This window comes from Cloacibacterium caeni, from assembly GCF_907163105.1.
Lineage (GTDB): Bacteria > Bacteroidota > Bacteroidia > Flavobacteriales > Weeksellaceae > Cloacibacterium > Cloacibacterium caeni_A.
The window spans coordinates 1833035-1845352 of record NZ_OU015321.1 but is presented as its reverse complement, the minus strand read 5'-3'; the positions used below and the strand labels follow the sequence as shown (position 1 = coordinate 1845352).

The window sequence follows — 12318 nt, the reverse complement described above, 5'->3', positions numbered from 1 at the left end:
AATACAACATCATGAAAATAAATTTTGCAACTTTGACATTAGCAATTCTTCTGCCTTTGTCAGTTACAGCACAACAAAATGATAACTTTTATGTAGGAGACCAAAATAAACCTTTTACACAAAAAGATAAAAAATTTAACGATTGGTCAATCTCGGCTGGATTTGGTGTTCCTTTAATTCAGTCAGGAGATTTAACTTCTATCAAAAATGGAGCTGGGAAAAACCTATTTGGCTACTCTGCATATTTAAGTATAGATAAAGCTATTACCCATGCCTTTGGTTTAAACCTTCAATATGACTTAGGAGAAACTAAACAAGGTTTAGCTAAGATAGATGAAGGTACAGTGGCTACTAATGTAGGTGCTAAAACTAAATATCAATCGATATCTTTAATCGGAGATATTAACTTCTCTAATTTACTAAGAAGAGTAGATAATCATTCTCCATACAGATGGGCGTTACATGGTTATGCAGGTATTGGTGCTTTATCTTATAAAGCATACAGACAAGATGAAGGTTCTTCTTCTGCGCCATTAATTACTGATAATGGATTTTCAGTAGGTTCACTTTTCGGACAAGCCGGAGCTGGTCTTAAATTCAAAGTAAATAGAAGAATTGATATCGAAGGTAGAGTAATGTACGTAGTAACTGGAGATGATTCTTTTGATGGAGGTGGTAATTATCTAGGAAGCGAAGACCTAGGTTATAATGGTTATGATAGTCCTGTAAACTTAAGAGAAGATCAAGTTTCTGATAATTTCTTTAATGCAACTTTGGGTATTTCTTTAAAACTAGGAAAACATCAATCACATTTAATGTGGCATGATCCATTACAAGAAATTTATTACAAACTAGATGTTTTAGATAACAAAAATGTAGATGTAGAAGTTTGTAAAAAAGGTGATACTGATAATGATGGAGTTTGTGATGATTGGGATAGACAATTAGATACACCAATGGGAGCAAGAGTAGATGGAGCTGGTGTAGCATTAGATGCAGATTTAGACGGAGTAATAGACTTAAATGATAAATGCGTTACTGTTCCTGGTCCAGTAGAAAATAACGGTTGTCCTAAAGTAGTAGCAGTAGATAAAAGTAAATTAGCTACAGATATAGAACTTGCATTAAGAGATGTTCTGTTTAATTTCAGTAAAGCTACTGTAAGACCAGAATCTTATTCTAAATTAGATTTAGCTGCTCAGATAATTAAAAGTTCTCAAGGTGGTACTTACTTGTTAATAGGTCATACTGATAAAAAAGGAACCGATGCTTACAATTTGGCACTCTCTAGAGCTAGAGCTGCAGAAGTAGTTAAAGAATTAGAAAAAAGAGGGGTTGATCCATCTCAGATTAAATCAAAAGGTATGGGAGAGGCTGAAGCTAAAGTTGCCGAAACAGCATCTGATGAAGAAAGACTACAAGATAGAAAAGTTCAGGTAAAATACGTTTTAGATTCTGAATGGAATTCTATACCAAAAAATGACATTCCTACGAAATTAATCATTAAAAAATAATTTTTAAAATCAATACTAAAAGCTGCGTTTATCGCAGCTTTTTTTATGCAAAATTTTAAACTAAATTCTTAAATTTACCAAATGCAATCTTCTCATCATTTAGCTGAACTCACACAGAAAACCCTTACTCACTTTTGGGGGTATCAAGATTTCAGGGATTCACAACAAGACATTATTCATGCGGTTATTGCGGGTAAAGATACCATTGCACTTTTACCTACTGGTGGTGGTAAATCTCTTTGTTATCAGCTTCCAGCGTTGGTTTTAGAAGGAACCTGTTTGGTGATTTCTCCACTTTTGGCTTTAATGAAAGACCAAGTTCAGCAGTTGAAATTAAGAGGAATAGAAGCAGAGTATTTAAGTTCTGAATTAGATGAATTACAACAAGAAGAAATTTATGGAAGGTGTATCGAAGGAATTACCAAATTGCTTTATATTTCTCCAGAAAGGCTTCAGAATCGTCAGTTTTTAGAAAGAATAGAAGAAATTCAGATTTCTTTTATTGCAGTAGACGAAGCACATTGTATTTCTGAATGGGGACAAGATTTCAGACCGAGTTATCAAAATATTAAAAATTTTAGAACACTTTTTAAGAATGTTCCTTGCCTTGCGCTTACCGCTACAGCAACTCCCAAAGTTTTAGAAGACATTAAACTAAAATTGGGATTTACTCAATATCAAATTTTTAGAAAAAGTTTTAAAAGAGAGAATATCAGCATTTTTAATGATGAAGTAGCAGATAAATACCAGAGAGTTTTAGATTTGCTAAAACACAACCAAAATTCAGGGATTATTTATACCAGAACCAGAAAAGAAGCCGAAAATCTGACAGAATTTTTGCAAAAAAATAAACTCAAAAATGTAGATTTTTTTCACGCAGGACTCTCTGTGAAAGAAAAACATCAGAAGCAAGAAAAATGGCTCAAAAGCAACCAGAATGTATTGATTTCTACCAACGCTTTTGGGATGGGAATTGATAAAGAAAATGTGAGATTTGTAATTCATCTTTCACCAGCACCATCCTTAGAAAACTACTATCAGGAAATCGGAAGAGCAGGTAGAGATGGCGAGAAAAGTTATGCTTTTTTACTTTGGAATGAGCAAGAATTACTGAATTTAGATGATGTTTTTTATAATCAAACTCCTTCTAAATCAGAGTTTTTGAAAGTAATTTCTTATCTGTATTCTACATTTATGATTGCAGAAAATGAATTGCCTGAAAATGTTTTTGAACTGAATATTTCTAAAATTCAAAACTTTACTAAAATCTCTCAAGCCAAGATTAGAAATGTACTAAATTTTCTGCATAATCAAGAGTTAATTTATCTCAATACTTCTAAAAATTTATCAACTTTAGAATTGAAATTTGAGGTAAGTGATTTAGAAAATTTGCATAGAAAAGACAGCTATTTTATAGAATTATTGCTCAGATGTGTTGACGGTTTGTCTACGCACAGAGTTCAGTTTAGTGAAGCGAATACTTGCAAAAAATTGGGAGTTGGTGCGCAAGAACTTAAAGAAAGACTGAAAGAAATTCACCAAAAAGGATATATAGATTATCTAGACGGAAGTTTAGATTCTATCAAATTTTTGAAACCCAGAGAAGACCGAACTTTTTCTGGGAAATGGTGGAATCTTTTCGAGCAAATTCAGAAAAATAAATTGCAGAAATGGGAAGAAATGAAGTTTTATACCAGAAATCATGATTGCTGTAAAATGAAACTTATTCTTACTTATTTCGGCGAAAAAGAGACGAAAAACTGCGGAAATTGCTATGTTTGCACCGCCAAAAACCCTAAAATCAATGCCATTAGTGCAGAAAGACGGATTCTAGATATTCTACAGCAAAAACCAGCTACTTTAGATGATTTAAATGCAATTTTGTTAGAATATTCCAGAGAAAAAATTCAAGAAGTGCTCATCTTTTTGCTAGATTTAGGAAAAATTAGAATGTTAGATTTTAGAACATATACCATTAAATAATTCTTTGTAAAAAGAAGATTCTTATAAAAATGAAAAATTTAAAAGTTGTTTTTTTCGGGACGCCAGATTTTGCGGCAAAATCTTTAGAAGCGATTCATCATTCTCATCACGAAATTGTAGGAGTAGTTACCGTTGCAGATAAACCTTCTGGTCGTGGACAAAAACTTACAGAATCTCCTGTTAAAAAATATGCAGTAGAAAATAATTTGCCTATTTTTCAGCCAGAGAAACTCAGAAATCCAGAATTTTTGGATGAAATGAGAAAACTAGAGGCAGATGTTTTCGTGGTGGTTGCCTTTAGAATGATGCCAAAAGTATTATTTGAAATGCCTAAATTGGGAACTTTCAATCTTCACGCAAGTTTATTGCCTGATTACAGAGGTGCGGCTCCAATCAATTTTGCGATTATTAACGGCGAAGAAAAAACGGGTGCTACTACTTTCTTTATCAATGAAAAGATAGATGAAGGAAATATTCTTTTGCAAGAAGAATTGCCTATTTCACCAGATGAAAATGCAGGAAGTTTACACGATAGATTGATGGAAATGGGCGCGAAATTGGTAGTGAAAACACTAGATGGTTTAGCCGAAAATTCTATCACAGAACAACCGCAACCACAAGTTGCAGAGCCTAAAAATGCTTTCAAAATTTTCAAAGAAGACACGAGAATTCATTGGAATCAAGAAACGGTTAAGGTTCATAATTTCATCAGAGGAATGTCGCCTTATCCTTGCGCTTTTACCACTTTGAAAATCGGTGAAGAAACAAAAGGTTTGAAGATTTATGCAGGAACTTTTGAAGTTTCAGAACATCAGAAAACGGCTGGAACGCTAGAAATTTCTAAAAACAATTTTAGAATTTATACCAAAGATGGCTTTTATCAGCCAACAGAAGTTCAGCTAGAAGGAAAAAAACGAATGAATGTGAAAGATTTCTTAAACGGATTTCACAGTTTCGAGGATATAAAAATAGCGTAGAAATTTCTACGCTATTTTCGATTAATATTTTTAAGATTTTACATCTGTACCATTTCGGTAATTTCTACACCATAACCAGCAACAAGCGGTTTCTGATTAGGATTTTGAGTAATCACTCTGAATTTGGTGATGCCTAATTTTTTAAGAATTTGAGTTCCAATTCCGTATTCTATGAAATTAGCAGTAAGCGTAGGTCTTGCAACTTGTCCGTCTTGATAATTCAGAAATTGTTGTAATTTTCTCATCGTGAGTTCTGCATTAGAAACATTATTGATGAAAATAAGCGCTCCTTTTCCTTCCGCATTAATCATATTGGTTACTTTTTCCAATTGAGGATTTTCACCGTTAATCAATCTGCTTAAAACATCAAAATAAGCACTTGAAGATTGAACTCTAACTAAAACTGGCTCATCTATTTCCCAATTTCCTTTGGTTAATGCAAAGTGAATCTGGTCTGTATGTTTTTCTTGGAAAGCATGGAAATCAAACTCACCGAAAGCGGTTTTTACTTTTCTAGATTCTATTTCGTTTACCAAATCACCTTTTTTCAATTGGTAATTGATTAAATCTTCTATAGAAATGATTTTAAGGTCTAATTTTTGAGCTAAAACCACCAATTCTGGTAATCTGGCCATGGTTCCATCTTCGTTCATGATTTCGCAGATGACACCACCTTCTTTCAATCCAGCTAATTTGGTTAAATCAATCGCAGCTTCTGTATGACCAGCTCTTTTTAGAACGCCACCCGTTTTTGCACGAAGCGGAAAAATGTGACCAGGTCTCATGAAATCTGTTGGCTTGGTTTTTTCGTCCATCAACGCCAAAATTGTTTTTGCTCTATCACTAGCCGAAATTCCTGTAGAAACGCCGTCTCCTAATAAATCGATAGAAACCGTAAAAGCAGTTTCTTTCGGGTCTGTACTTCTAGAAACCATGGCTTCAAGACCTAGTTCATCACATCTTTTTTCAGGAAGTGGAGTACAAATAAGACCACGACCATGAATGGTCATAAAATTGATGATTTCTGGAGTAGTAAGTTCGGCAGCAGAAAGAAAATCTCCTTCATTTTCGCGGTTTTCATCATCTACTACGATGATTACTTTACCATTTTTAAGGTCTTCTATTGCTTCAGGAATTGTATTGAGTTTAATTTCAGACATTTTTACTTTTTAATTTTGCGCAAATATAAGCATTAGTGATTAGTTTTCTGAGATTCAATGTGACGAATTAATCAATTGATTTTATTGATAATTCTATAAAATATTCACTTCTCTTTCGAGTTCTATTCCGTATTTTTCTTTAACAGACTCAATAATCTGGGTAGAGAAATCGTAAATTTCTTTTCCTGATGCGTTTCCAGTGGCGTTAATGATCACTAAAGCTTGCAATTTATGAGAAGCTACATTTCCTATTTGTTTGCCTTTCCAACCTGCATTTTCTATGAGCCAACCCGCAGGAACTTTTACCCAATTACCATTTGCATATCCTTGAATTTCAGGAAATTTTTCTTTTAAATTTTCAAATTGAACTAAAGGAATACTTGGGTTTTTGAAAAAACTTCCAGCGTTCCCAATTTCGGCAGGATTGGGCAGTTTGCTTTGTCTGATATTAATTACCGCTTTAGAAACCTCTTGAATAGTAGGATTTTCAATTCCTAAATTTTTTAATTCTGTAGAAATTGCTCCATATTCTGTTTTGATGTGATGGTTTTGGGTAGTCAGTTTAAAAGTGACTTCTACAATTACATATTTTCCTTTGGCAGAAGTTTTAAAGATAGAATCTCTATAACCAAATTTGCAATCTTCCAATGATAATTCCTCAATTTCTGAAGTGTCTAAATTTAGAGCTTTGCAAGAAACGAAATGGTCTTTAATTTCAGTTCCATAAGCGCCAATATTCTGAATAGGACAAGTCCCTACATTTCCTGGAATGAGCGAAAGATTTTCTAATCCGCCATAATTTTTAGAAAGTGTATACAGTACAAATTCATGCCAGTTTTCACCTGCTTTTGCAGAAACAAGTACGTGATTTTCGTCTAAAATTTCTTCGGAAATCCCTTTTAAATTTAATTTAATGACCAAACCATCGAAATCTTGGGTGAAAAGCAAATTGCTGCCACCACCTAAAAAAAGGATTTTAAAATGATTGATTTTGGCAAATTCTGTGGTATATTTGAGTTCGTGTAAATCATGTACTTCGGCAAAATAATGCGCTTTTGCTTCTACACCAAAAGTATTGTAATTCTTTAAAGAGATATTTTCTTGAATTTTCATTTTTTTCAAAAGTCTTTTTGACTGCAAAGTATTTGCGAAGCCTTCAGTTTCTAATTTTTACAAATTTACTGAAAATAAGTTAGGAGAAATATTTACTATAGCAATAAAACTTACTCTGTCAATTTTGAAAGCATTTCATGTATTCTTTTTTCGGCTTCATCTTTTGTAATTCCATTATAGTAATCACTTACAAACGGATGTTCAAAATCTGAGTGTGGGAAAATTTCAGGACGCTCATTTCCTAATTTTGTAACTACAGTTGTAGGAATACTTTCTTGAAAGTTATAATCAGGTATGTTATTATTTAGCCAGCCAAAGTATTGTGTTTGATGATTTTCATTATTATAGTTTAAAAAATAATCATTATAGCTACTTTCACTCAAAGAAACCCAAAGTCCATATTCTAAAGTAATCTGAGAATTGATGATTTTTTGTTTTAAAACTACTCTAATAAACCTATCTGTTTGGTTTGGGTATTCAATTTTACAAAAATCAGAATCCAAATATGCGTTGTATTTTATCTTTTCATCGTCAGAAAGCCAATAATAAGAGTCTGGACTTGGATATGCTAAAGCAGGATAATCATTGTGAATTTCACCACAAATTCCACATTTATATTCTTGATTCATGTTAAGTTTTTTTCAAATTTAAAAATAAAAAAACGAACCGAAGTTCGTTTTTTAAAAATTTTATTTTTTGTATTGCTCTAAAGCGATTTTGATTAATTCTACGCTTCTTCGCAAGTCTTCTTCTTTTAGAACATAAGCAATTCTTACTTGCTTTTTCCCGAGTTCTGGAACCGAATAAAAACCTGAAGCTGGAGCTACCATTACGGTTTCGCCATTGTTAGAAAAATGTTCGAGTAACCACTGTGCAAAATCATCTGCATCTTCTACTGGTAATTCTGCTACACAGTAAAAAGCACCTTTTGGAGTAGGGCATTTCACACCCGGAATTTCGTTTAATAATTCTACCAAAAGATTTCTACGTTTGGTATATTCTTCGCGAACAGATTGAATGTATTCTGCATCATTATCATGCGCTGCGGTTGCTAAAATCTGACCAATAAGCACTGGAGAAAGTCTTGCCTGAGCAAATTTCATGGCAGCATCATGAAGCGTTTTAGAACGAGTAACTAAACAGCCAATTCTTACGCCACACATTGAATAACGCTTAGACTCTGAATCAATGATGATAGAATGTTCTGCAATTTCTGGAAATTCTAGCATAGATACTTGCTTCTCACCATCATAAACATATTCTCTGTAAACTTCGTCTGAAATGATAACGATATCGTGTTTCAAAGCAATTTCTGCTAATTTTTGTAATTCTTCTCTGGTATAAAGATAACCAGTAGGATTTCCCGGGTTACAAACGATAATTGCTCTGGTTTTATCTGTAATTTTCTTTTCAAATTCTTCAATAGAAGGAAGAGCAAAACCAGTATCAATAGTAGAAGGTACAGCTACTACTTTTATTCCAATAGCATTGGTAAATCCGTTATAATTTGCGTAATAAGGTTCTGGAATAATGATTTCGTCTCCGTCATCACACAATACAGAAAGTGCAAAATTTAGTGCTTCAGAACCACCATTGGTTACGATGAAATTATCCGTAGTTAAATCGGTAAAACCAAGAGAATGGTAGTATTTTTCTAATTGTTTTCTGTACTCTAAATTTCCTTCAGAAAGGGCATATTCTAGAACTTTTAAATCGATATTTTTCAGTGCATCAAGAGCGGTTTTTGGTGTTTCGATGTCTGGTTGACCAATGTTCAGGTGATACACTTTTGTGCCTTTTGCTTTAGCAGCAATCGCATAAGGAACTAACTTTCTAATTGGTGAAGCAGGCATTCTTCCTGCTCTTACTGATGTTTTTGGCATATCTGAAATTTTGTAGCACAAAAGTAATGAAATTTTTTGATGAAGTAGTGGTATCTCGAAGAGGTAATGTATTGATTTATTTTTAAATTTGATAAAAATTGAAAATGAAAATAGAAGCCCAATCTGTTCAAGAATATTTAGAAAATCTTCCCGAAGAACGAAAAGAACCCATAGAAAAATTGAGAAAAATTATTTCTGAAAATTTACCCAATGGTTTCGAAGAACAGTTGAGCTATGGAATGATTGGTTACATAGTTCCGAAAAGTATTTATCCTAAAGGTTATCATTGTACTCCAGAATTGCCACTTCCTTTTCTCAATATAGCTTCGCAGAAAAATTCTATTAATCTTTATCACATGGGAATTTATTCAGACGAAAAACTTCTGCATTGGTTTCAAGAAGAGTTTCCGAAATATTCTAAAAAGAAACTAGACATGGGGAAATCTTGTATGCGTTTTAAAAAACCTGAAGATATTCCGTATGAATTGATTGGAGAATTGGCTCGAAAAATGACTCCGCAAGATTGGATTGAAAAGTATGAAAATGCTTTTGTGAAGAAATAAAAAACGCAACTTGAAAAAGTTGCGGTTTGTTTTATAATTGAATTCTTTCGATATCTGCTCCTAGAGCTTTTAGTCTTCCATCGATGTTTTCATAACCTCTGTCAATTTGCTCAATGTTATGAATAATTGATTTTCCTTCTGCAGAAAGTGCTGCGATAAGAAGTGCGTTTCCAGCTCTAATATCTGGCGAAGTCATATTGGTTCCACGCAATGGGAATTCATGATTAAGACCTACTACAGTTGCTCTGTGAGGATCACACAGAATAATCTGAGCGCCCATATCAATCAATTTATCTACAAAGAATAATCTCGATTCAAACATTTTTTGGTGAATCAAAACAGTTCCTTTGGCTTGAGTAGCCACTACCAAAACGATAGACAATAAATCTGGTGTAAATCCAGGCCAAGGTGCGTCTGAAACCGTCAAAATAGAACCGTCAATAAATTTCTGAATTTTATAATGTTCTTGTTCTGGAATGTAGATGTCATCACCGCTTTGTTCCAATTGAATTCCTAATTTTTTGAAAACATTCGGGATGATTCCTAATTGGTTCCAATGTACATTTTTAATGGTCATTTCAGAACGTGTCATTGCTGCAAGACCAATCCAAGAACCAATTTCTACCATATCTGGAAGCATGGTATGCTCTGTTCCATGAAGATGAGAAACGCCTTCGATGGTTAATAAATTAGAACCAATTCCTTCAATTTTTGCGCCCATTCTATTGAGCATTCTGCATAATTGCTGAAGGTAAGGTTCGCAAGCTGCATTGTAAATTCTGGTTTTTCCTTTGGCTAAAACAGCAGCCATAATAATATTAGCAGTTCCTGTTACAGAAGCTTCTTCTAATAAAATAAATTTACCACGAAGTTCTTTAGCCTTTAAAGTATAGAAATATTCAGTTTCGTCATAATGAAATTCTGCACCGAGTTCTACAAATCCTTGAAAGTGAGTATCTAATCTTCTTCTTCCAATTTTGTCACCACCTGGAGTTGGCATATATGCTTCGCCAAATCTAGCAAGCATAGGTCCAAGAATCATGATAGAACCACGTAATTTGGCTCCATCTTTTTTAAATTCTTTAGATTTTATGTAATCAAAGTTAACTTGGTCTGCTTTGAAAGTATAATCACCGTGCGCATTTTTAGTAATCTTCACCCCGAAATCTCCCAGAATTTCGATAAGACGGTTTACATCATGAATATCTGGAATGTTTTTAATTCTCACTTCTTCGTCAGTTAAAAGCACTGCACAAAGAATTTGCAACGCTTCATTTTTGGCACCTTGTGGTGTGATTTCGCCGTGTAATTTTTTTCCTCCTCTTATTTGAAATGCTTCACTCATTATCTTTTTCGGTTTTTATTATGGTTGTTGAAACGTTTTTTAGGGTTGTTTTTTTGGTTTTTATTCTTGTTGGTAGAGTAATAAATTCTGCTTTTTTCGAGAGAATCTAGACTGGTAAGGTCTAATCTGTTTTCTGATAGTTCCTTTAAGTGACGGAAGATTACCTCATCTTGTACGTGTTCTTTATTATACACATTATAAGATTTCTTCATGTTATTGGCAATGACCTCTATCAAAGCTTCTTTTTCTTCTCCATCTTCTAGTTCTATGGCTTTGTCTATCAATTGAAGGATGCTTTTGCCATAGAATTTATAATCTCCCTGAAGTTTTGGGTACTCCATTTTATTGGGTTTCTGTGCCAATTCTTCTCTGGTAGGGAAAGGATAGGGAGCATCTACATCTAAGTCATACTCTGCTAATATAAAAAGATGATCCCAAAGTTTATGTTTATAATTTTCCTCGTCACGAAGGTGCGGATTTCTCTGCCCCATAAAATCTACAATTGCGGCAGCCATTTCGTTGCGTTCTTCTTTGGTAGGAAGTTCCTTGCAACGTTCTACGAGCTGCTGAATATTACGACCGTATTCTGGTAAATGGAGACGAGTTCTTTGTGTATTGTATTCCATAATTGCAAAGATAGTGATTAGAATGATAAAGCAATAATTTAGGTAATTAGTCTATAAATTTTTTCTGTTGTTCTGGAGTGAGTATTGCGCAAGAATTCTTTATCAATCGATGGCGATTTCTTGCAATACAATCATAAACCCAATCTCTTAAAAATCTAGGAATGATTCTAAAAATTGATGCTAATGAATATATCCCACCTAAGTTTTCGGCAATGGTGATGGCTGCATTAGATTTATAGAGATAATATTTTTCTGGCTTCCAGAGATAAATAGTGTTGAGGTTTTTTTGTTCTAAACCTCTTTTTCTTAGAAATTCTTGTCCAAATTTTCCTTGTAAAGAGGCAAATAAGAATTGGTCTTTGGAGTCGTTTTTTAAAATCCAATGTACCCAAAAATTGCAGAAACCACAGTCTCCGTCGTAAAAGAGGTAAAATTTATTTTGGTCTATCAAATTATTCTTCCTTAATTTTTAGTTGTTCATCTGTTAGATTGTTCATCATGGCAGTTACTTCTTTGATGGAAATGAAATACGCCTGTAGTTTTTGTTTTTGTTCAGGAGTAAGTTTTGCATCTTGATGAATGAGAAGGTAAGATTCTAATGGCATTTTGCCTTCCTCTATTTCGTGGGCAGATTTTTTGAGTTTTTTGGCTTGTCTTAGTGGTTCGTAAGTGGCAAATGTAGAAAAATTAAGTTCTTTTCTTCCTTCATCTATATGGTCTTTTACCAACCAACCGAATGGCTGAATATTGGTGTACCAAGGATATACAGATTCGTTTGAGTGGCAATCATAGCAGCTTGTTTTAATTAATTGAGCTACGTCTTCAGGTGTTTTTTTAATGGTTAAAAAATCCATGTTTTTGTCAACTGGCGGATTGGTTTTATCAATTTGGAAGAATTGTAATAACGCAAAAGCCAGAACTAAAAGAAAAAATAGTTTTTTCATGATCGGTTTTTATTAGATGTGTGAAGTTACAAAATAAATTTATTGTTTGGCTATAATGCTTTTTGTTTTTGAAATAGAAAGGAGATTTGTTTCTATTTAGGAGATTAGGAGCGTTGAATTGAAAGTAATGATTCTTACTTTTTTATAGTAATATGTAGCAACTATCCAGCAAGTATCCAGCAATTATCTAGCAATTATCTAGCAATTGAC

The 12318-nt window shown here is 33.5% G+C and carries 12 protein-coding genes; 4 read left to right on the top strand and 8 right to left on the bottom strand.

Translation table 11 applies throughout. The features are described 5' to 3' along the window. The first annotated feature begins 11 nt into the window (after positions 1-11). From KKQ76_RS08530 to fmt, 3 genes are all read left to right on the top strand, one after another. On the top strand, positions 12-1514 hold the full coding sequence (locus KKQ76_RS08530) for an OmpA family protein (protein ID WP_213196760.1): 1503 nt from the start codon (positions 12-14) through the stop codon (positions 1512-1514). Between the two features lie 81 nt (positions 1515-1595). Further along, positions 1596-3497, top strand: a complete 1902-nt coding sequence (locus KKQ76_RS08525) for a RecQ family ATP-dependent DNA helicase (protein ID WP_213196759.1) — start codon at positions 1596-1598, stop codon at positions 3495-3497. A 29-nt stretch (positions 3498-3526) separates the two neighbouring features. Further along, entirely contained in the window at positions 3527-4474 is a 948-nt protein-coding gene (fmt, locus tag KKQ76_RS08520; protein ID WP_213196758.1) for a methionyl-tRNA formyltransferase, read from the top strand. A gap of 38 nt (positions 4475-4512) precedes the next feature. Here fmt and ribB read toward each other — a convergent pair whose 3' ends face one another. The 4 genes from ribB to KKQ76_RS08500 form a co-directional block, all read right to left on the bottom strand. Beyond that, positions 4513-5634, bottom strand: a complete 1122-nt coding sequence (gene ribB / locus KKQ76_RS08515; RefSeq protein ID WP_213196757.1) for a 3,4-dihydroxy-2-butanone-4-phosphate synthase — start codon at positions 5632-5634, stop codon at positions 4513-4515. A 93-nt stretch (positions 5635-5727) separates the two neighbouring features. Continuing rightward, a complete protein-coding gene (gene murB / locus KKQ76_RS08510; RefSeq protein WP_213196756.1) occupies positions 5728-6747 on the bottom strand; it encodes a UDP-N-acetylmuramate dehydrogenase in 1020 nt (339 codons plus the stop codon). A 110-nt stretch (positions 6748-6857) separates the two neighbouring features. Further along, positions 6858-7376 (bottom strand): DUF2199 domain-containing protein, encoded by a 519-nt coding sequence (locus KKQ76_RS08505; protein ID WP_213189831.1) that lies wholly within the window; start codon positions 7374-7376, stop codon positions 6858-6860. A 60-nt stretch (positions 7377-7436) separates the two neighbouring features. After that, a complete protein-coding gene (locus KKQ76_RS08500) occupies positions 7437-8630 on the bottom strand; it encodes a pyridoxal phosphate-dependent aminotransferase (protein WP_213196755.1) in 1194 nt (397 codons plus the stop codon). A gap of 104 nt (positions 8631-8734) precedes the next feature. Here KKQ76_RS08500 and KKQ76_RS08495 point away from each other — a divergent pair, with 104 nt between their 5' ends. Beyond that, positions 8735-9193 carry a DUF1801 domain-containing protein gene (locus KKQ76_RS08495; RefSeq protein ID WP_213196754.1) on the top strand — a complete coding sequence of 153 codons (459 nt, stop codon included), beginning with the start codon at positions 8735-8737 and terminating at the stop codon, positions 9191-9193. 31 nt (positions 9194-9224) lie between these two features. On the opposite strand, the gene murA is transcribed toward KKQ76_RS08495, so the two are convergent. Genes murA through KKQ76_RS08475 form a run of 4 tightly spaced genes read right to left on the bottom strand, consistent with a single transcriptional unit; the run spans position 9225 to position 12108 of the window. Further along, on the bottom strand, positions 9225-10538 hold the full coding sequence (gene murA / locus KKQ76_RS08490) for a UDP-N-acetylglucosamine 1-carboxyvinyltransferase (protein ID WP_213196753.1): 1314 nt from the start codon (positions 10536-10538) through the stop codon (positions 9225-9227). Continuing rightward, a complete protein-coding gene (locus KKQ76_RS08485; RefSeq protein WP_213196752.1) occupies positions 10538-11164 on the bottom strand; it encodes a DUF4290 domain-containing protein in 627 nt (208 codons plus the stop codon). Before KKQ76_RS08485 ends, murA begins: the two co-directional genes overlap by 1 nt. 46 nt (positions 11165-11210) lie before the next feature. Beyond that, positions 11211-11615: a thiol-disulfide oxidoreductase DCC family protein gene (locus KKQ76_RS08480; RefSeq protein WP_213196751.1), complete on the bottom strand. Its 405-nt coding sequence runs from the start codon at positions 11613-11615 to the stop codon at positions 11211-11213. Position 11616: 1 nt separating this feature from the next. Further along, positions 11617-12108: a heme-binding domain-containing protein gene (locus KKQ76_RS08475; RefSeq protein ID WP_213196750.1), complete on the bottom strand. Its 492-nt coding sequence runs from the start codon at positions 12106-12108 to the stop codon at positions 11617-11619. Between the last annotated feature and the right edge of the window lie 210 nt (positions 12109-12318).

Excerpts from the sequence above, each read along its gene's own strand:
- KKQ76_RS08530 (WP_213196760.1), top strand. The coding sequence starts at position 12 with ATGAAAATAAATTTTGCAACTTTGACATTAGCAATTCTTCTGCCTTTG.
- KKQ76_RS08525 (WP_213196759.1), top strand. The coding sequence starts at position 1,596 with ATGCAATCTTCTCATCATTTAGCTGAACTCACACAGAAAACCCTTACT.
- fmt (WP_213196758.1), top strand. The coding sequence starts at position 3,527 with ATGAAAAATTTAAAAGTTGTTTTTTTCGGGACGCCAGATTTTGCGGCA.
- ribB (WP_213196757.1), bottom strand. The coding sequence starts at position 5,634 with ATGTCTGAAATTAAACTCAATACAATTCCTGAAGCAATAGAAGACCTT.
- murB (WP_213196756.1), bottom strand. The coding sequence starts at position 6,747 with ATGAAAATTCAAGAAAATATCTCTTTAAAGAATTACAATACTTTTGGT.
- KKQ76_RS08505 (WP_213189831.1), bottom strand. The coding sequence starts at position 7,376 with ATGAATCAAGAATATAAATGTGGAATTTGTGGTGAAATTCACAATGAT.
- KKQ76_RS08500 (WP_213196755.1), bottom strand. The coding sequence starts at position 8,630 with ATGCCAAAAACATCAGTAAGAGCAGGAAGAATGCCTGCTTCACCAATT.
- KKQ76_RS08495 (WP_213196754.1), top strand. The coding sequence starts at position 8,735 with ATGAAAATAGAAGCCCAATCTGTTCAAGAATATTTAGAAAATCTTCCC.
- murA (WP_213196753.1), bottom strand. The coding sequence starts at position 10,538 with ATGAGTGAAGCATTTCAAATAAGAGGAGGAAAAAAATTACACGGCGAA.
- KKQ76_RS08485 (WP_213196752.1), bottom strand. The coding sequence starts at position 11,164 with ATGGAATACAATACACAAAGAACTCGTCTCCATTTACCAGAATACGGT.
- KKQ76_RS08475 (WP_213196750.1), bottom strand. The coding sequence starts at position 12,108 with ATGAAAAAACTATTTTTTCTTTTAGTTCTGGCTTTTGCGTTATTACAA.